This window comes from Rhodoferax sp. TH121 (assembly GCF_002251855.1).
In the GTDB taxonomy this organism is placed as follows: Bacteria; Pseudomonadota; Gammaproteobacteria; order Burkholderiales; family Burkholderiaceae_C; genus Allorhodoferax.
This window is the reverse complement of sequence record NZ_NOXW01000020.1, coordinates 460,872-476,555: the sequence shown is the minus strand read 5'-3', so window position 1 is coordinate 476,555 and position 15,684 is coordinate 460,872. Positions and strand designations below refer to the sequence as shown.

General features: G+C 59.6%; 26 protein-coding genes. 3 read left to right on the top strand and 23 right to left on the bottom strand.

Going from position 1 to position 15,684, the window contains the following annotated elements; translation table 11 throughout:
- Positions 1–3: 3 nt before the first annotated feature.
- The 23 genes from CHU94_RS08255 to CHU94_RS08150 form a co-directional block, all read right to left on the bottom strand.
- On the bottom strand, positions 4–453 hold the full coding sequence (locus CHU94_RS08255; RefSeq protein WP_094478612.1) for a hypothetical protein: 450 nt from the start codon (positions 451–453) through the stop codon (positions 4–6).
- A complete protein-coding gene (locus tag CHU94_RS19490; protein ID WP_255033883.1) occupies positions 453–1,745 on the bottom strand; it encodes a DUF2213 domain-containing protein in 1,293 nt (430 codons plus the stop codon). The genes CHU94_RS08255 and CHU94_RS19490 overlap by 1 nt, the downstream gene beginning before the upstream one ends.
- Positions 1,746–1,948: 203 nt before the next feature.
- Complete coding sequence (locus CHU94_RS08245; protein WP_217901294.1) at positions 1,949–3,829, bottom strand: phage minor head protein; 1,881 nt, start codon at positions 3,827–3,829, stop codon at positions 1,949–1,951.
- The gene (locus CHU94_RS08240; RefSeq protein WP_217901293.1) at positions 3,829–4,329 is read right to left on the bottom strand and encodes an HNH endonuclease signature motif containing protein; all 501 of its coding nucleotides are present in this window, start codon (positions 4,327–4,329) and stop codon (positions 3,829–3,831) included. The genes CHU94_RS08245 and CHU94_RS08240 overlap by 1 nt, the downstream gene beginning before the upstream one ends.
- A gap of 82 nt (positions 4,330–4,411) precedes the next feature.
- On the bottom strand, positions 4,412–5,764 hold the full coding sequence (locus CHU94_RS08235; RefSeq protein ID WP_094478606.1) for a phage portal protein: 1,353 nt from the start codon (positions 5,762–5,764) through the stop codon (positions 4,412–4,414).
- 20 nt (positions 5,765–5,784) lie between these two features.
- Positions 5,785–7,173 carry a PBSX family phage terminase large subunit gene (locus CHU94_RS08230; RefSeq protein ID WP_094478604.1) on the bottom strand — a complete coding sequence of 463 codons (1,389 nt, stop codon included), beginning with the start codon at positions 7,171–7,173 and terminating at the stop codon, positions 5,785–5,787.
- Complete coding sequence (locus tag CHU94_RS08225; protein WP_094478602.1) at positions 7,157–7,552, bottom strand: hypothetical protein; 396 nt, start codon at positions 7,550–7,552, stop codon at positions 7,157–7,159. The genes CHU94_RS08230 and CHU94_RS08225 overlap by 17 nt, the downstream gene beginning before the upstream one ends.
- 329 nt (positions 7,553–7,881) lie before the next feature.
- The gene (locus CHU94_RS08220; protein WP_094478599.1) at positions 7,882–8,415 is read right to left on the bottom strand and encodes a hypothetical protein; all 534 of its coding nucleotides are present in this window, start codon (positions 8,413–8,415) and stop codon (positions 7,882–7,884) included.
- Positions 8,415–8,810: a hypothetical protein gene (locus CHU94_RS08215; protein WP_141211422.1), complete on the bottom strand. Its 396-nt coding sequence runs from the start codon at positions 8,808–8,810 to the stop codon at positions 8,415–8,417. The genes CHU94_RS08220 and CHU94_RS08215 overlap by 1 nt, the downstream gene beginning before the upstream one ends.
- Before the next feature lie 154 nt (positions 8,811–8,964).
- Complete coding sequence (locus tag CHU94_RS08210; RefSeq protein WP_094478595.1) at positions 8,965–9,171, bottom strand: hypothetical protein; 207 nt, start codon at positions 9,169–9,171, stop codon at positions 8,965–8,967.
- 10 nt (positions 9,172–9,181) lie between these two features.
- Positions 9,182–9,703 carry a DUF1367 family protein gene (locus tag CHU94_RS08205; protein ID WP_094478593.1) on the bottom strand — a complete coding sequence of 174 codons (522 nt, stop codon included), beginning with the start codon at positions 9,701–9,703 and terminating at the stop codon, positions 9,182–9,184.
- Positions 9,700–10,011: a hypothetical protein gene (locus CHU94_RS08200; RefSeq protein WP_094478591.1), complete on the bottom strand. Its 312-nt coding sequence runs from the start codon at positions 10,009–10,011 to the stop codon at positions 9,700–9,702. Before CHU94_RS08200 ends, CHU94_RS08205 begins: the two co-directional genes overlap by 4 nt.
- A gap of 175 nt (positions 10,012–10,186) precedes the next feature.
- Complete coding sequence (locus CHU94_RS08190) at positions 10,187–10,549, bottom strand: endodeoxyribonuclease RusA (protein WP_094478587.1); 363 nt, start codon at positions 10,547–10,549, stop codon at positions 10,187–10,189.
- Positions 10,550–10,588: 39 nt separating this feature from the next.
- Positions 10,589–10,795, bottom strand: a complete 207-nt coding sequence (locus tag CHU94_RS08185) for a hypothetical protein (protein ID WP_094478585.1) — start codon at positions 10,793–10,795, stop codon at positions 10,589–10,591.
- A gap of 3 nt (positions 10,796–10,798) precedes the next feature.
- Positions 10,799–11,005 carry a hypothetical protein gene (locus CHU94_RS08180; protein WP_094478583.1) on the bottom strand — a complete coding sequence of 69 codons (207 nt, stop codon included), beginning with the start codon at positions 11,003–11,005 and terminating at the stop codon, positions 10,799–10,801.
- Positions 11,002–11,442 (bottom strand): hypothetical protein, encoded by a 441-nt coding sequence (locus CHU94_RS08175; RefSeq protein ID WP_141211421.1) that lies wholly within the window; start codon positions 11,440–11,442, stop codon positions 11,002–11,004. The genes CHU94_RS08180 and CHU94_RS08175 overlap by 4 nt, the downstream gene beginning before the upstream one ends.
- A complete protein-coding gene (locus CHU94_RS08170) occupies positions 11,439–11,642 on the bottom strand; it encodes a hypothetical protein (protein WP_094478579.1) in 204 nt (67 codons plus the stop codon). Before CHU94_RS08170 ends, CHU94_RS08175 begins: the two co-directional genes overlap by 4 nt.
- Positions 11,639–12,553, bottom strand: coding sequence for a hypothetical protein (locus CHU94_RS08165; RefSeq protein WP_141211420.1), 915 nt, complete (start codon positions 12,551–12,553; stop codon positions 11,639–11,641). The genes CHU94_RS08170 and CHU94_RS08165 overlap by 4 nt, the downstream gene beginning before the upstream one ends.
- Positions 12,553–12,843, bottom strand: coding sequence for a hypothetical protein (locus tag CHU94_RS08160; RefSeq protein WP_094478575.1), 291 nt, complete (start codon positions 12,841–12,843; stop codon positions 12,553–12,555). The genes CHU94_RS08165 and CHU94_RS08160 overlap by 1 nt, the downstream gene beginning before the upstream one ends.
- A 10-nt stretch (positions 12,844–12,853) precedes the next feature.
- Positions 12,854–13,018 (bottom strand): hypothetical protein, encoded by a 165-nt coding sequence (locus tag CHU94_RS19230; RefSeq protein ID WP_176451963.1) that lies wholly within the window; start codon positions 13,016–13,018, stop codon positions 12,854–12,856.
- Positions 13,015–13,389 (bottom strand): hypothetical protein, encoded by a 375-nt coding sequence (locus CHU94_RS08155; protein ID WP_094478573.1) that lies wholly within the window; start codon positions 13,387–13,389, stop codon positions 13,015–13,017. Before CHU94_RS08155 ends, CHU94_RS19230 begins: the two co-directional genes overlap by 4 nt.
- 49 nt (positions 13,390–13,438) lie before the next feature.
- Positions 13,439–13,600 carry a hypothetical protein gene (locus tag CHU94_RS19225; protein WP_176451962.1) on the bottom strand — a complete coding sequence of 54 codons (162 nt, stop codon included), beginning with the start codon at positions 13,598–13,600 and terminating at the stop codon, positions 13,439–13,441.
- Positions 13,601–13,603: 3 nt separating this feature from the next.
- The gene (locus CHU94_RS08150; protein ID WP_094478571.1) at positions 13,604–13,837 is read right to left on the bottom strand and encodes a YdaS family helix-turn-helix protein; all 234 of its coding nucleotides are present in this window, start codon (positions 13,835–13,837) and stop codon (positions 13,604–13,606) included.
- A 99-nt stretch (positions 13,838–13,936) separates the two neighbouring features.
- On the opposite strand from CHU94_RS08150, the gene CHU94_RS08145 reads away from it, so the two are divergent.
- The 3 genes from CHU94_RS08145 to CHU94_RS19220 are packed head-to-tail and all read left to right on the top strand — an operon-like array spanning position 13,937 to position 15,336.
- Positions 13,937–14,563: an XRE family transcriptional regulator gene (locus tag CHU94_RS08145; protein WP_176451961.1), complete on the top strand. Its 627-nt coding sequence runs from the start codon at positions 13,937–13,939 to the stop codon at positions 14,561–14,563.
- 13 nt (positions 14,564–14,576) lie between these two features.
- The gene (locus tag CHU94_RS08140) at positions 14,577–14,990 is read left to right on the top strand and encodes a hypothetical protein (RefSeq protein WP_094478567.1); all 414 of its coding nucleotides are present in this window, start codon (positions 14,577–14,579) and stop codon (positions 14,988–14,990) included.
- Between the two features lie 37 nt (positions 14,991–15,027).
- A complete protein-coding gene (locus CHU94_RS19220; protein ID WP_176451960.1) occupies positions 15,028–15,336 on the top strand; it encodes a YqaE/Pmp3 family membrane protein in 309 nt (102 codons plus the stop codon).
- The last annotated feature ends 348 nt before the right edge of the window (positions 15,337–15,684 follow it).

Below are 15,684 nucleotides of genomic sequence, written 5' to 3'. Positions count from 1 at the left end.
TCCTTAAGCCTTGGTGTAGACGTTGGCGATTTCGACATCAGCCAGCGCACCGGCTGCATACGCGCCGGGGGTGCCTTTGAAGAAGCCGATCACTTGGTTGGTGGATGCAGCGGCAGCGGCGCGGCCAGCGGCGGCGACAACCAGCTCTTGGCCGTAGGCGTAGGTGGCTGCAGCCATGGCGACTTGGTAGGTCTGTCCAGGCTCAAGCACGAAGGCCACGCCAGTCTCGCCCGACACGTAAGGGGTCAGCAGCGGGTCGGTAGCGTTGAATGCGCCTTCGCTGTAGAAGTCACGATTGGCCAGCAGGCGCAGCATGGGGCCGTTGGCCGTGGCCTGAGCCAAGGCGGTAGCGCCTTCGGTCACAAACGTGCAAGGGAGCAACGCACCGGTTACGGTTTTGTTGTTGACGGTCTTGGGTTGGCGGTCATTGGGACCACGGTATGCGCGTGCCATTATTTGGCCTCCTTGTTCAGCGAGTTGAGCGAGTAGCCAGCGAACTCGTCGGCGGCTTTGCCAGCGTTGCCAGTGACCACCGGCGCGGCCTTGGCGGCGCTTGCCAGCTCTTTGCAACGAGCCAAGCCCATGGCCTTGAAGTCGTCAGCGGTCAGGCTGGTGTTGACGGCCAGCGAGGTTGCCAAGGCGGTCAGCTCGGCATCGGCTGCGGCGTTGGCGGCCAACTCCATGGCGGCCAACTTGGAATTGGCGGCGGTCAGCGCGTCGGTGTGCGGCTTGGCGATCAAGCTGTTGTAGGCGGTCAAGAGCTGGGCGTCGTCCAGTCCTGCCGATTGAATGCCTGCTGCATTAAGCGCGGCTAGGATTTTGTCTTTCACTGGATCGACCCTTTCATGGTTGGTAATCGGTTCATATTCAACTTTTCGCCGTACCTCTACGGCCTGCCCAAGCAATGCTACGGAGCCCTCAGAATCGACTGCGTAGTCCTGTTGGTAGAGCTTGTCGGCCTTGTAGTCGCACCAGACAAAATAGCGCTGGAACACCTCGCGCGGGTAGGCGTTCTCGGGCAGCAAGGCGCGCAGGCCTTCGCTGATTTGGTCAAAGGAGATTTCGTCGGAGTTGGTGAACATGGAGCGAATCCAGCCCAGCAAACCGGCGTTGCGCTTGTCCTCGGGCGCGTGGTTCACCTCTACGGTTTCCACTTCCTCGGGCTCGCCTGCGGAGTTCAGAAACATGCCAACGCCCTGCTCTGGCGTGCCCGCGCCGGACTCATTCAAGAGGATGGCAAGGTGGTCATAGCGCAGATTGGTTGCGATGGTCGAATACTTCTTGCCCAGGCTCTCGCCGTTGGCCTTGATTTCGTCCAGCATCAAACCGGTGGACACATGGATGGGTTCGGCGTTGGTGCCAGCAATGGCGGCGTCCAGGCGCTCGATCAGTTTGGCGCCGTCCGGGTGGGCCTTGGCCTGGGCCTCGTTCACCACCACATCAACCAGCGTGCGGCCTGCGGTGTGGCGGGCATTCTTGGCATACGAGCCAATCCACGCAGATGCCAGAGCCTCGCCGTTCAATGCGCTGATGTGCTGGCCTGCGGAGTTCTTGGGGTGGCCTGCCGGTGCGGGCTTTCCTTCCAAGCTGGCGATGCCTGCCGCGAGCTGGTCAGCCGGGTAGAGCCGACCATTCATAACGATGTCGTCAACCGCGCCACACACATCCTTGATCGTGTAGACCGACCCGGACTTGCTGACGTTCGCCGCGTTGACGGCGGAGAGGATGTGAACGCGTTTTGTCATATCGGCCATGCTAGGGAGGACAGAAAACGCCTAAACTCACCCGGTGCGCAAGACCCCCAAGCCCAAACTAAACCCCCAGACGCTGGCGATCCTGGGGCGCCACATCCAGCAGACCCAGCCGAATAAAGCGGCAGAAGAGATTTCGCGGGACTTTGAAGCGGCCATGAGGGCGGCGGGGCCGAAGCCTGCTACCAAGAAAAAGCCTACTTAGCGTAATTCTTCTTCCACGCTGACAGCTCATTGCTCAGAGTGGATTGCAATTTCTTGGTGAGGATGGGCTTGCCATCGGCGTCTAGCAGAGCCTCGGTCTGGGAGCAGTGACAGTTTGACGCAACTATTCCGCTCCCTAGCATGAGTCCACTCAACTCCTGCAGGTCGAATACATGCCCGTCATACTCACTCCGGACAACATCAACAACCTCATCGAAAGAAGCAAGGCCGGTGAATGCTTCAAGGACATTGCGCACAGCCTCGGCATCAGTGATCGAACTCTGATGGAGGCCTTCCACAAGGCCGGGTTCCGCTGGAATGAATGGGCTCGGTCCCGTCATGCCTTGCGCGCCGCTGAATTTCACGCCGCTCACATGGCGGGAGAATCCATTCTCTCTATGAGCAAACGTCTTGGAATTACTCGCGAAGCCATCACCCGCGCCATCCATGACGCCGGGTTGTCCACCAGAAATATGAGTGAGGCCCAGCGCACCAAGTCCATCCACATCTCCCCCGATGAGAGGCGTAGAAACGTTGCAGCCGCGAACGCCGCCGCTCGAAACCGCGATGTGTCGATTGGAGAGAGGCTCAAGCGCTCTGCGAGCCGCAGCAGACGAGTCGGGATGTACGAAAGAGAGGTCATCGAGGAGCTGCGCCAGCGCGGGATTCATTGCGACGGGCAGCACCCGTTCGGCGTCTACAACCTCGATGTCTGGCTGCATGAAAGCCGCGTCGCCGTGGAAATCTACTCCGCACACCCTGGCAAGCCGCTGATGTCCAGAATCCACAAGCGCACTGAACACATCCTCGATTCTGGAGCTAACCAACTCACCATTCAGGTTAACCACCCCCGTCGGGTCTTCCTGTTGGCCGAGGTATGCAATCAGATTGTCGCCTTTGCTGACTTCTGCAGCCGCAACCAATCCCCGACTGGTCATCACGGGATGGTTCGCGGTAACGGCCAACTCGCGACCACTAGCAGTCACCAGACGCACGGCAGGCCCCTTGTATCGAGATTTGGCGCCAGCAACGAATCGACCAGCCACGCGAGTGCCGGGTAGATAGCAGTTGTAGCGGTTCCCGTTCACCGAATAGAACGCCCTCACCTCTTCGGTAGTCAGCACCTTCCCATTCTTGGAGGCGTGCCAGGCCCTTGTCGTCGGCAGCAGCGCCGAAGTCCACAGCATCCCGATCTTGATGCCCAGCGTCTCGCTGGTGTACTCCGATTCGGCCCAGCGCGCTTGCCGCAACGTGTCTGTGATGTCGGTCTGGGCATATTGCGCCGCCTTGCTGCGACTCACCTCCAGCCGCTCCATGATTTCAGTGCGCACCGCCTTGGGGTTCTTTCCGTCCACCACGGCCCGCCCGATGATCTGGGCCAGCTCTGCCTTTTGGCTTGCGGCCAAGCCCGTCCAATGCTCGTAGGACTTGATCTGAGCCATGCCCAGCCGGGTCTGGTAGGGCTGGCTGTAAATCACCGTTTCAATGGAGCGCGCCGCGGCATAGGTGGCCGACAGGTTGGTCAGGTTCGCCACGCTTTGGGCCGTACCCAGGTGGCTTGCTTCACTCGCATACTGATTCCACCAAAATGAATATGCAGGGTCGCGGCCCGATGCTATCCATCGCTCGACTGCCGCCTGCAGCTCTGCGGACAAGACCGCCATTTGCTCGGGAGTCATCCCATACAGGACGCGATCAGCCGCATCATTCAGCGCAAATACAGGTATGCGGTCGAAGATTTCGAGAACTTCACGCGATAGCCCTGCATACCGCTTTTTAATCTCGGCGTTGGCCCTGCGAAGAATCCCGGCTGTACCAGTTCTATCCTTGACGTTACCGGGGATTATTGGGTTTGATGACGACTGTTTGACCATCAGATGGTGCATCCTTCGTGCAGCTCACGCTTAGCCCTGATGTACACCTCATGCGCCGCTTCTTTGGTGCCGTGGTACTTGAGCGATGTGACTTTGCCGCCGACCTTAATCCGTGCGTGCCATAGCCCGCTGGACTTATGGAGGTAGACGCCGAGCAAGCCACAGGAGTTATTGCTCTTCGCCTGCCTCAGGTTCTCGGCGTTGACGGTGCGCGTGGCATCGCGGAGGTTCGTGATTCGGTTGTCTGTTTTGATGCCGTTACGGTGGTCGATCTCGTTGGCCGGCCAGCTCCCATGAACATACAGCCATGCGAGGCGGTGCGCGCGATAGTGCCGCCCCACTACGCAGATACCCCAATGACCATCTTTTTCAAGATAGCCCGCGACGCTGCCAGCGGGAGCCTTCTGACCCTTGCGAGCCTTCGCCCAGGTAAACACCCCGGTCTCTGGGTCGTAGTGGAGTAGTTCGCGCAGACGTTCTGCGGTGAGTTCAGTTTTCAAGGCAAGCCCCTTGCACAGCACAACGAAGGCGGCAGGCTTGCTTAAGGCTTTTCGGGGTGCATCCCTATCCGCACAACTAATGCTAGGGAGGGCCGTTTGTGTCTTGACCCTTGGCCGGGTCGCCTTCGGTTGGCATGCCATCGTCAACCCTAGTCTCAAACCCAGCCACCCCGCGCAGCTCATTGGCGTCGAACAGTGGCTCCGACAGCCCAGACTGAAACGCCTTCTGCATGGCGGCGGTCAGCTTGTCCAGCAATCCGTATTTGGCATCGTCGCCCGGGGCGTCCAGTGGAGGCCATTCGATTTCAAACTCACCCGGCTCAATGATCCCGGCCGCCTGCATGCGCGTCACAAACTCTTCCAGCATGGGCGTGAGTTCGTTTTCTTGGCGACTCACGCAGCGGGCGATCATGTCCGCTTTGTCCTCGTCGCTTGCCAGCCGCCCGGTCTGCTGTCCAAAAAGGATGGTGAACGGAATGCGCACCGAAGCCGCAAAAAGGTTGGCCGCCACCTCAAACGCTGGGCCGGGGTCGCTGGTGGCGGTCTTCAAAACGTCTGCCTCGCCGCCCTGCAAAACAATGGAGCTGTCCTGGTTTCGGTTCAGGGAGCGGGTTTGCTCTTCGTGCACCTCGCGCACGGTCTTTGTTTGGCCGTCTGGGGTCGTGGTGAGGGCCTGCACGCTGGCATTGGCGTCGTACTTGAAAACGATGGTCCGGGCGCTGTTCTTGAGGTAGCTCTCGGCACTGCCCCCGCTGATCTTCTCGATGTCCACCAGCGAATTGAAACCTGCTTTCAGCAGCGGCACGCCCTCAAACATGTTGCCAACGCTACCCTCGGCCAGGATCTGCACGCGGCTTGGGTGAACGTCCTCCCACTTGTCGGGCTGGGCCTGGGTGTCGGTTGCGCTCTGCAGGCGTGTCCGGTACTGGAACATGGCAGGCTTGCCGAAGTTGTCCGGGTCGTTGGGGTCGCTGTGCCACTTCGTGACCTTGAGCTGATCCTCAAACACCGGGATCAGGTCAACCAGCTTGCTGGCCTTGTCCATCTGCTCGCTCAATGTCTTGTCGTCGGCTACCCGGTAGATCAGTCCAGCATACCGGCCCACCATGTTGCGGCGGTCAAAGTCGCGCAGCTTGGCCCATGCGCGCACCGATTTCAGCAGCTTGGATAGCTTGGTTTCCCAGGGCGTGGGCTTGTCCGCGTCGGGCTGCTTGATGCGAGGTAAGTCCTGCCAGCACTTGTCCAAGATGCGGTGCACTGCCCCCTGTGCTGGGCCTCCGCGCTCGTAGGCCGTTAGCAACTGCTGGAATGTGACCTCCACGGGGTATCCGTACTGGTTCCAGGCGGTGGGCCGCTTGGCATCCAGAGCGCCAGCCCATCCGGCGAGTTCTTCGCGCGCGCGGGAAATGTCGGAGGTGTTGACTACGATGTTCATGTGTCCATGCTAGGGAGCGGCTAGGCGAAGATGCCAGCCGCTTCCCCGCCCTCTGGGGCGTAGGCCATCACAATCGCGTCCGCAAGGTTTGGCGATGCGACTTCACGCTTGGCCAGGTCTTTCTTGCTCTCCACCTTCACCCGACCATTGGCGTCATAGTCGCGTTTTGGCGTGCTCAGTTCATCAATGAGCTGATTCAGGTGTGGCAGATCGCTGGACAAGCTGATCATGTCTTGTACCGGGTATTTCTCGCCATTACGCACGGCGTTGTAGGTATTGCGGAAACGGTCAGCCAGCAGCCACCATGCTTGCGCCTTGATGTTGCTGAACATGTCCTTGTTCTTGGTGCCCTTGCCCTGGGCGTCTGGCTTGTAGATGGATTCCGGCCGCCACACCGACGCCCCGGCGTTGAACTTGGCATATCGAACAGGTAGCGAGCCTGTCAGGGCCTGGTTGATCTCTCCGAACTTGGCCCCGGCGCTGGCGCCCACGCCAATAGAGTCGTAGGTGATATCCGATCCCACCGCGCGGGCGGCGTGGTAGACCCGCGTGCACGACTTGAGCAATTCATCCTCTGCCGCTTTCCACATGTCGGCACCCAGAGCCACCGAGCCGTGGGCGTACACGGTAGCGCACTTGTCCTGCCCGCTGTCGGCAATGTCGAAGCCGGTGCGCTTGCGCCCCTCTGCCGTGAATCCCAGGGCCTTGTGGGCGTCAATAGCAGCCAAAAGCCATGAGCGCTTGATGATGACCCCATCGTCATCCTGCATGGGCTCGCCGCCGTATATGTGGGCGAACTCGTCCGGGTCTTCTTTCTTGGCGGCTTCAATGATCTTGAGCATGGTGCCGCTCAAGAAAGGGTTTTCGTCGTAGTTGATCCTGCGCACTATGGTGTCGGGCGGCGGGTTCAGAACGAACCGCTTGTATGCAAAGTCTGTGGCCAGCTTCGGATTGAAGATGATCCACACCTGAGAATGATCCTTTCGGATTGTGGGCTCCAGCACCTTCCACTGCTCTTCTGTCAGGTTGTGGGCTTCCTCGATCCAGAGCACATCCACGGACTCCAGCGACTTGATTTCATCAATCGAGCGCCAGAGCCCATAGAACATGAACTCGGTGTCCGTTCCGGTGTTGTAGATTTTGTCCCGCTGGATGTCGAACCTATGGCCCAGCCCGAACCGCTCAATCTGGATTTTCAGCAGGGCATACACCGATTCACTGATTCGGTTCTGAAACTGCCGTACGCACAGAATGCGCAGCTTGTAGTTGTCGGCTAGGAAGGTGGCGAAGCCAGCCGCGTCCCAGCTCTTGGACGATGCCCGCCCACCGTAAAGCACCCGGTTTCGGGCCGGGGCCTTCCAGAAGTCGCGCAGGCAGGGGTTGAGGGTGGTTTTAAGCTGGCTCGCCATAGAAGTGGCCTAGGCCAGCCGGGACAGACTTCTTACCCGCCTGTTCCTCCGCCTCTTTCATCCGGTCTTTGTTGGCGCTCAGCAGGTTGATGGCGATGTTGCTGCTTTCGTTCGCCAGCTTGGTCAGGGCAGCAACCCCGCGCATGGCCTCCATGCTTTCGGCGCTCAGCACCTTGGCATCGTCAATCTTGCTCACCTCGACATTGGCCAGAGCGGATAGCCGGTGGGATGTGGCGGCCCCCAGGGCGGCGGCAGAGGCCAGGCTCTCGCTGATGCTCTGCAGCTTCTCAGCCAGCGATATGGCGGCGGGGCGCTGGGTGGGAGGCAAAGCAGCCAGGGCGGTGTTGGCTTCGGCTATCTTGCGGGCGGTTTCTTGCACTTGCGTAGATTGCGTAGATACGCGCGTAGTTACGCCAAACCTTTGCCGGATAGCCCCCTCGGTCACACCGAATTCCCGGCCTAGTGCGCGGGCAGTCTCCCCATGTAGCAATCTACGCTCTACCTCTGCCCACTGCGCATCGGTCAGCTTCGATGGTCGCCCCATTCCAATCCCTTCGGTTGTTGAACAAACTAAGCGCCCTTCCGGAATTTCACGCATCGCTGCGCAGGGCCTACCGTTTCGCGCTGAGTGGTGGGTGCGCTTACCTGGAACTTGGCACCATTTCCCCGTGGTGCCCTTCGCCACTCTCAAAGATGACCGGGACTCAGCTACCCCTCGCCTACACCTATCAACTTCTTGAACTTGTCGCTCTTGGTCTTGAACGATGCCACCGGCTTGGGTGGCTTCTGCCTTGCGCGGCGGGCTCGTTCCCGCTCTGCCCATTCCTCGGTCTCCTGCGGGAGGATGGTCGAGTGGCGCAATACCCCGCGGTCCCATGTCACCTTGCGGTGCACCTGCTGCTCCCGCGTTGCGAATGCTTTCTGCTTGAAGATGGCCGGGTTGCTGGCCAGCGCAAAGATGCTGGACACACCGCACACCTTGAGCGCGGGCGCTTCCAAGGCCGACACCATGACCCGCACCGGGTAATCGCCCTCTTCCGGGATTTCGTCCGGGTCGCGCAGGTCAATCTCAAGCTGGACAAAGCCCAGGCTGCACCCGCCACCCATGCGGCGCTTACGGGCGCACCGCGTCTTTTTCCGCACAGCGGGCACAGGTAGCCAGGGGAACAGATCGAACTGCTCAGGGGCGTACTGCGGTGATGCTGTGGCGTACAAATCGCGGCCTTTTTTCAATTCATGCATTACATGCATGCCATGCTAGGGAGAGAGGAATTGAGCCTATCCAGAGCCGGTACTTCCATGCCCTTGGGCCACATCCCGCGCGCCAGCAGCGTGGCTACCGTCCAGCGGTGGGCGGCTTCTTCATAGGCCTGCATGTCAGCGCGCGGCACCAGCTCGTACTGGTCGAATTGCCGGTGGTGGTCGTTTCCGCTTACGCAGCACATTGGGAAGCACAGGCTGTCGCAGGCCTTCACGCCCTTGGTCTTGCCGGTGTTGGGGTGTGCGGCCTGGCTGTGGCCGTGCAGGCGGCAGTGGTAGCACTCCAAGCTGGCGACGGCCGCACGGTAGGCGCGGCTCCGCAGGGGCTTGGGTGCCTTCGGGCAGGGAGTGGTGCCCAAACCGCCGATTTTTGCCATTACGGCCGTACTTCTCACTATCTTTTTGATAGCTGCCTGCGCACATTCAGCGCCGTGGTGGGCCGAATTTGGCTCCAAAACCAGAGCACGCGCAGGGGTGGTGCCCGACTTGCGAGCCCAGCCAGTGCGGCGCATCGGTTTACGCCTCAACATTTCAATACCGCCCCACCAGCATCATCCGGTGCATCAAGTGCGCGGCATGCTGGGCCGTGAAGCGGTTGGTCGTCCTGGTGCCACCGGGCAGCACATAGCCCTCGGGGTGCCGGCCGCAGGCTCTGGCCCATATCACGCGGGCGTTGCCCACGGTGATGTTGCGGGGGTCGTTGAATGCTGGGGCTTGGGGGTTGTCGTCTTGGGTCATGGTGTGGCTTTCATTCGTTGAATTGCTTTAGGACTGACTCGATCATTTCTGTGCGCTCGGTGGGGCCCAGGTGCCGCCAGAGCGCTTTGCCGGCATGCTCAGAGCGCAGGAAACTCACCATTTCGTCGTGCACCTGGCGCATTTCGTCGTCTTCCAGCTTGTCGAAGGCGATGGACTTCGGCACCGGGATAACCGCACCGCGCGGCCCTGCGATCCAGTCACAGAAGCCGCTGCCGACCTTCATCCAGTTGCGGAACTGCTCGAAGCTCTCGAACTTCTCTTGGGCCTCGAATACCGCTGTTTCGATGGCCATGTGGCGGCGGTGGAAGGGGCCGCTTCGGGCCTTGTGGGTTTTGATGGAGACCATTTCGCCGGGCTCCAGCTGCATCAGCCCATTGATGAACCGGCGCCACTGCTTTTTGCCGCGGTCGCCCAGGCCGTCCACGATGCCGAACATGACTTCCCGCGCGGCGGCACGCTTGTCCTCCGAAATCTCTGTGGGGTTCTGGCGTACGAGGGTGATGTCGGTCATGCTGGGTTGTCCTCCAGCAGCTGCTTGCCGCCCGCGGTCAGCTCAATCTCAGTCCATGGGAATGCGCCGCCCGTGGTCTTGAGCAATAGCCCATAGTTGCGCTTGGTTCCATCGGCCGCAACCAGCGTGCACCCCTTGTGCAGAATCTTGTCCATCATGGTGGCGATGGTCTGGTTGGCCGTTGCCTCAAACACGCTGAAACGCCCGCACTGCGCGAGGATGCGCAGTACCTTCACCACGTCCCGCTGGTCTTTGCGCTTCATGTCGTCCAGCCCGGAGCTGAAACTGCACACGATGACGCGGGTCACAGCACAACCTCCAACTCCAGCCGCATCTGCCCCGGCAGCACGGGCACAGCGTGCGAGTCCACGCCGCGGCGCTTTGGTTCGATCAGGCCCATGCGCTTCGCACAGGTTGGGCCTACTGGCTTCCCCATGGAGAAAGCGGCGGGCTTGGCTAGGCGGCGGTGGCAGGATGCGCAGATCATTGGCCAGGCCCCGCAGTAATCCGCACCTTCACCATCCCGCCCACCTGGTCCGCTCTGGACAGGCGGAAAACAAAGCGGCGGTCATTCACGCCCAAGGCGTCGGCAATTCCATCCAGCCCGTTCTTGACGCTGGACAGCATGTTGTCGAGGTCGCGCGCGCGGCGGTCTGGCGGGATGAATTCGATGTCCAGCGTGACGGCGCCAGACTCAGGCAGGGCCATCTGGTTCAGCTTGGCCTCGATGCACAGCACAAAGCAGGCCATGCGGTAGGACTTGGCTTGCTTGGACTTCGCCATCCAGTGCAGGCGGGCGTTGGGGCTCAGGCCTTTGGGGGGCCATGGCAGGATTACCTCAACCATGGAAGCCCTCCCGCAGCAGCTGCCGCACCTCAGACTCGCTCAGCGGCGTTTCGTCAATTCCTGGGCAACGGACGCCATGGTCTTTTCCAGGCCAGGAACCTGTTTTTGCAGCTCCGCAACGATCCCAGCCCATAGACCGGAACTGTCGGACTCCAGCTCCAGAGCCCTCCAGCAGGCGTGTGCTTTCCATGCGGGCAGCTTGGCTAGTTCGGCCAGGTGCGTGAGTTGGTTGGTGAAGTGGTCCATGCATTACGCGGCCTCCTTGATGTGCTTGTTTCCATCGCTCACAGCCTCAGCAAGGCAGATGGATTGATGCACGCGGTGATCAATGCCGGCAGGGTCGCGGACCAGCTCGAAATAGAACAATCCCAACCCCTTGCCCGGTGCGCGCTGCAGTTGCTTTGTGCAAACCCAGCAGAACGAAGGAGCTCCAGATCCTTTGCGCGCTTTGCTCATGCGGCCCCCAGAGCGTTCCCGGCCATCTGCAGCACAGTCGGGCTCACTTTTGCCCCAGACTTCGCCCGGGCAATGATTCGGTGTGCCCAGGCTTTGTGATCGACCTTGGGCAGCGCTGTCGCCTTCAAGCCACCCAGCACCTTTGCAGCAATCTCTGGGTTCACCACTGGGGCGGCCAGCATTGGCACCACCTTGGCGGGCGCTTGTCGGCACAGGCTGCGGAACTGGCGCGAGTTGGGTACGGTGTCGGGCAGGTTTTTCAGCGCCCAGACAATCGCGCGCTTGGCGTCATCGTTGTGCATGAAGTCGGCAAGGGCATCGCCCCACATGGTCTTCACATCGCTGATGGGTGCCTGACCGAGGGAACGATCCCATGCGGCCCCGTAGGTGGCGCCCATGACCTGAAAAACGTGGTCTACGGCTGCGGCTGAGTTCATGCGGCCTCCTTGCGTGTTCGGATAGCTGCGGCGCATTCTTCTTGCTGCCACATGGAATCCGTCATTGCTTTTCTGTTCAGCTCCGCAAGTTCATCGCAGACCTTTGCAGCGTCTTCAAGCGCGGCATTGCGCACCTGCTTGATCAGGCTTTCGTAGTTCTTTGGACCCAAAGAAAACCTTGCCAACTCAATCACGTTCATTGCGCAATCTCCAGAGGTTTAGGGGTTGTGTCGATCACTTGGCCCATCGTTTCGCGGAATTCGGCTTGCTGGGCCTTGATGCGGTCAGGGTGGACGCGGTTGGTCTGCTCTTCCCAGCGCGCCCAGCCCTCTTCACGGTTGATCTGCTGGAAGGTCTTTTGCTGTGGCTGCTTGGCAGGCTTTGCGGCTGCGCTTTGGCCTGGCAGGAAAAGCCCCTGATACCCGCCCATCGCGGCGTTTTCCAGCGCCCCGGCGTAGTCCAGTCCAGCCAGTCGCCATGCGTCCAGCTTGTCCACGGCCATCTGCTTTTGCTCGTTCGAGGCTTTCTTGCGCTTGGGGCATGAGTGCCATGTCGACCAGTGAGCGGAGTTGATCCAGTCGGGGACGACGAAGGCGGGAGCCTTTGTCTTTGGAGACGGAGACGGAGACGGAGACGGAGACGGAGACGGAGCATTGCTACTCGGCTGCTCTGTTTGTGCTGGCTCCGTGCTAGTAGCATTGCTAGTAGCAGACCTGATAGCAGCGTACTCGGGTACTAGGCGATCAGCCTCAGCAATGCCGTGGTGACGTTTAGCAGCATTCCAGCGAGCCTTAGCACTGCGCGATTCGGCGCCAGCAGCCCATGGGTTGTGCTCAGCCCAGTCGTGCAGCATGTACTCGCCTTCCTGGCCGTCCAGAAAGCGCACAGCCACCAAGGCGGCTACAAACTGCCCTTCGTCGCCAGTCCAGTCGGCTGACAGCTCTATGTCCTCGGCCGACATGCCGGAAAGATCGCCATCAGAGCGGTTATCAGCGGCCCAGAGGATCAGGCAGACCAGATTCCATGCCGATGCCTGACCTAGCCGCTTGATCAGCTTCTTGGTCTTTGGGTGCGCCGGCAATCCTGTTGCCAAGCGTGCGTCAGTTGCCACTACACGGCCTCCCAGACTTCGCAACCCTCATGCGTCACCGGGTGCCCATCGTTCATGGTCTTGATGCGCACCAAGCCAGCGCCAATCATTTCTTTGCGGCGGCGATCTGCCTGCACGGTTGTCAGGCCGGTGAATGGGTGCATCTGTGCGGCGCTCAGAGGCCCGTGAGCCTTCAAAGCCGCCAGGATGCGGCCGGCGTGGCTGCTGGCGAACTTGTCAGCGTTGCGGGCTGCTGCTTGGCTGGTGGCGGGGTCGCTGCGGCGCGCGCGAGTGTGTTCAATGCTTTGCATGGCTGGTTCCTCAACGTGGTGCGGTGGATGACTTCAACGGCCCCAAATTGCGGGCTGTGACGCTGTAGGGGTTGACGCGGTTGGCGTCTTTGGTAACCTGCTGCTCGGACTTGATGCGGCCTAGGTTGATCTGAGAGGGTTGGTTCTGCCAGTTGAATGGGCTGGTGGGGTTCATGCCAACCCCGCCTGACGCATCAGGGGCGCCAATTGAGCCAAGATCGGGGCAAGCTGGGCCATGGCCTCGGATTGCTTGTTGCTCTTGTCGTGCAGGAACTTGTCGATCAGGTAGTGAATGGGGGTCGTGTCGCCCGACTTCGTGATGTAGATCTCCAAACTGTCCACGCTGAAATTGCGGGTGGGGTCTTCGGACAGTTCAACGCTCAGATTGCCGGGGGCTTTGTTTAGGTCGATGGCAACACGGCCCAGACCACGCTGATAGATGCCGCTGGCCACGCAGTCACGCAGACTCAGGTGGCGCTCAGAAAGACCCGGCTCAAAGCTCAAAGTGAGCTGATTCGAGGGTTGGTTGATAACTGCGGATTTCACTTGGTATCACTCCTTATCAGGGGTGGTGAAAAAAATAGAAGCCATGAACTCAGACCACCTCACCCAAAGCCAGCTCGTAGCTCAACTGCCACAGGGCGTGCGCCGCTGTAAGGGGTGGGTGTGGGTTGGTGACATCGACGTTCTGGCCGTTGTGCGCAGCGGCTTGGGCAGCGGCGACGATGGGCGCGCGGGGAGTGATCTGGCCGTCCATGGGTCAGGCTCCAGCGGTTGCGGGGGCGGGAAGGTCTGGCCAGATAAGCCAGAAGTCGTCGGGGCGCAGCTCTTGGCGGGTGACTTGTCCGCCAGTAACGCGCTCGATGGCAACGCAATACATGGCTGGCACAGGCCGATCACCCTTCACCCATTGATTTACAAAGCTGGGTGCAGCTTCAATGGACTTGGCAAGCGCTATCTGCGTGTGCTTGTCCGTGTACTCTTTTAGGTTCATGCTTTGAATATAGCATTACTAAATCTACAAGGCAAGCATTGCTATAGCACTAAAGCGCAAAATTTAGCAATGCATATCGGAACGCACATAAAAAAGCTCATGACCGCCAAGCGCGTGTCTGGCAAAGAAATGGCGGCTTTCTGTGGCGTCACCCCTGGGGCTGTGTCTGGTTGGTTTGCAACCGGACGGATTTCCAAGGACAAGCTGCTGCTCGTCGCCAACAGGTTGGATGTGTCCGTAGAAGATCTAATTTCAGGGACGGGCGATCATGAAGAGCCAAAAAGGCCAATCGAGCTTTCTGACAATCCAGACTACCCTGCCATCAGGAGGGTGTCTTTGAAAGCACAGGCAGGCGTAACTGGGTACGCAGTTGACTACATGAACGACGATGGGCCGCCCATTGTGTTCCGCAAGGATTGGTACACCCTCCACGGCTACCGGCCAGAGAAGATGATGGCACTGCGGGTTGCTGGTGAAAGCATGGTGCCGAGCCTGTACGCAGGCGACCTAATCGTGATCAATAGCCTACAGACCGAGCCGAAGGACGGGATAGCCTTCGTCTGCATCTATGAGGGTGAGGTGGTGGTCAAGCGCCTGGTGCGCGATTCCGGCCAGTGGTGGCTGACAAGTGACAACGCCGACCAGCGCCGCCACCCTCGCAAGGCTTGTGACGACTCCACGCAGATCGTCGGGGAAGTGGTCTACCGGCAGACTGAGCGGATTTAACCAAGGGAAAACAATGAGGATTTACAAGCTTGCAGCCATAGCAGCCACTGTCGCACTGACGGCTTGCGCGACTACGGCAATTAGCACAGACAAGGCCAAAGCGGCAAAAGTCGTGTTTATGCAAAACCTCCTAGTAGAGCGCCCGTCAACTGGAAAGATGACGATAAAACGAGATATTGGTCTTGCCGGTGCAGCCTGTACTACCCGAATATTTCTAGATGCCAAGCCGCTTGCCGAGCTTGATCCAGGCGAGGTTTTTGTTATCTATGTCCCCGCAGGGGAATACATCCTTGGCGCGGCGACCTCTGGACTTTGCGGCGGAGGCGATGCAGAGTCACAGGCAGTCGTCAGGGTAAATGAATCCAAAACGTACAGGGTCAGCCTGGATCAGGGAATGTCTGTTCGTATTGGTGTAACCGCTCAATAGAAATAGGTCGTAGTGTTAACCAACCTAGGGAGTGAAAATGGATTTCGGAATCGTCTTGTTGCTGGCTTTCTTTGGCTGGTTGGCTTGGCTAATGCTCAAATCAAAATCCAGCGATGAACAATTTCACTGCATGGACTGTGGCGTGGATTCGCAACCAACAATCAGAGCCAAGGGTTCTATTTGGATTGAGGTCGTCCTGTGGATCTGCTTCATTGTCCCAGGTCTGATCTACTCAATATGGCGCCTCTCAAGCAAGCGCAATATCTGTCCATCGTGCGATGGCGCAAACTTGATCCCATACAACTCGCCGGCCGCGGTCAAACACCGCAAAGAACTAAGTTCTTGACCAGGCTACTACTGCTGGCCATTTTCCTGTGCGCCCCAGCCCACGCCGAGTACGTCAGAAGCAAGGCGGCTCTCCGGGCATTCATTAAGGTGCAGGCCTGCCCATCAACTGGCCTGCACAAATTCCCATGCCCTGGCTGGCAGGTTGACCATATCGACCCGCTCAAGTGCCTTGGACTGGACGAGCCGGAGAACATGCAATGGCTGACTGTGGAAGACCACAAGGCCAAGACGAGGCGCGAGGCGCGGGAGTGTCGGAAGTGAGTCAGCCAATTTGATAGCGAGATCAGAATTTGCTAAACATCAATAAAAGTGCGATCCGTTGGTCTGGCCTGTCACCCAGACCAAA

Excerpts from the sequence above, each read along its gene's own strand:
- CHU94_RS08255 (WP_094478612.1), bottom strand. The coding sequence starts at position 453 with ATGGCACGCGCATACCGTGGTCCCAATGACCGCCAACCCAAGACCGTC.
- CHU94_RS19490 (WP_255033883.1), bottom strand. The coding sequence starts at position 1,745 with ATGACAAAACGCGTTCACATCCTCTCCGCCGTCAACGCGGCGAACGTC.
- CHU94_RS08245 (WP_217901294.1), bottom strand. The coding sequence starts at position 3,829 with ATGGTCAAACAGTCGTCATCAAACCCAATAATCCCCGGTAACGTCAAG.
- CHU94_RS08235 (WP_094478606.1), bottom strand. The coding sequence starts at position 5,764 with ATGAACATCGTAGTCAACACCTCCGACATTTCCCGCGCGCGCGAAGAA.
- CHU94_RS08230 (WP_094478604.1), bottom strand. The coding sequence starts at position 7,173 with ATGGCGAGCCAGCTTAAAACCACCCTCAACCCCTGCCTGCGCGACTTC.
- CHU94_RS08220 (WP_094478599.1), bottom strand. The coding sequence starts at position 8,415 with ATGCATGAATTGAAAAAAGGCCGCGATTTGTACGCCACAGCATCACCG.
- CHU94_RS08215 (WP_141211422.1), bottom strand. The coding sequence starts at position 8,810 with ATGGCAAAAATCGGCGGTTTGGGCACCACTCCCTGCCCGAAGGCACCC.
- CHU94_RS08210 (WP_094478595.1), bottom strand. The coding sequence starts at position 9,171 with ATGACCCAAGACGACAACCCCCAAGCCCCAGCATTCAACGACCCCCGC.
- CHU94_RS08205 (WP_094478593.1), bottom strand. The coding sequence starts at position 9,703 with ATGACCGACATCACCCTCGTACGCCAGAACCCCACAGAGATTTCGGAG.
- CHU94_RS08190 (WP_094478587.1), bottom strand. The coding sequence starts at position 10,549 with ATGGTTGAGGTAATCCTGCCATGGCCCCCCAAAGGCCTGAGCCCCAAC.
- CHU94_RS08185 (WP_094478585.1), bottom strand. The coding sequence starts at position 10,795 with ATGGACCACTTCACCAACCAACTCACGCACCTGGCCGAACTAGCCAAG.
- CHU94_RS08180 (WP_094478583.1), bottom strand. The coding sequence starts at position 11,005 with ATGAGCAAAGCGCGCAAAGGATCTGGAGCTCCTTCGTTCTGCTGGGTT.
- CHU94_RS08175 (WP_141211421.1), bottom strand. The coding sequence starts at position 11,442 with ATGAACTCAGCCGCAGCCGTAGACCACGTTTTTCAGGTCATGGGCGCC.
- CHU94_RS08170 (WP_094478579.1), bottom strand. The coding sequence starts at position 11,642 with ATGAACGTGATTGAGTTGGCAAGGTTTTCTTTGGGTCCAAAGAACTAC.
- CHU94_RS08160 (WP_094478575.1), bottom strand. The coding sequence starts at position 12,843 with ATGCAAAGCATTGAACACACTCGCGCGCGCCGCAGCGACCCCGCCACC.
- CHU94_RS19230 (WP_176451963.1), bottom strand. The coding sequence starts at position 13,018 with ATGAACCCCACCAGCCCATTCAACTGGCAGAACCAACCCTCTCAGATC.
- CHU94_RS19225 (WP_176451962.1), bottom strand. The coding sequence starts at position 13,600 with ATGGACGGCCAGATCACTCCCCGCGCGCCCATCGTCGCCGCTGCCCAA.
- CHU94_RS08150 (WP_094478571.1), bottom strand. The coding sequence starts at position 13,837 with ATGAACCTAAAAGAGTACACGGACAAGCACACGCAGATAGCGCTTGCC.
- CHU94_RS08145 (WP_176451961.1), top strand. The coding sequence starts at position 13,937 with ATGACCGCCAAGCGCGTGTCTGGCAAAGAAATGGCGGCTTTCTGTGGC.
- CHU94_RS08140 (WP_094478567.1), top strand. The coding sequence starts at position 14,577 with ATGAGGATTTACAAGCTTGCAGCCATAGCAGCCACTGTCGCACTGACG.
- CHU94_RS19220 (WP_176451960.1), top strand. The coding sequence starts at position 15,028 with ATGGATTTCGGAATCGTCTTGTTGCTGGCTTTCTTTGGCTGGTTGGCT.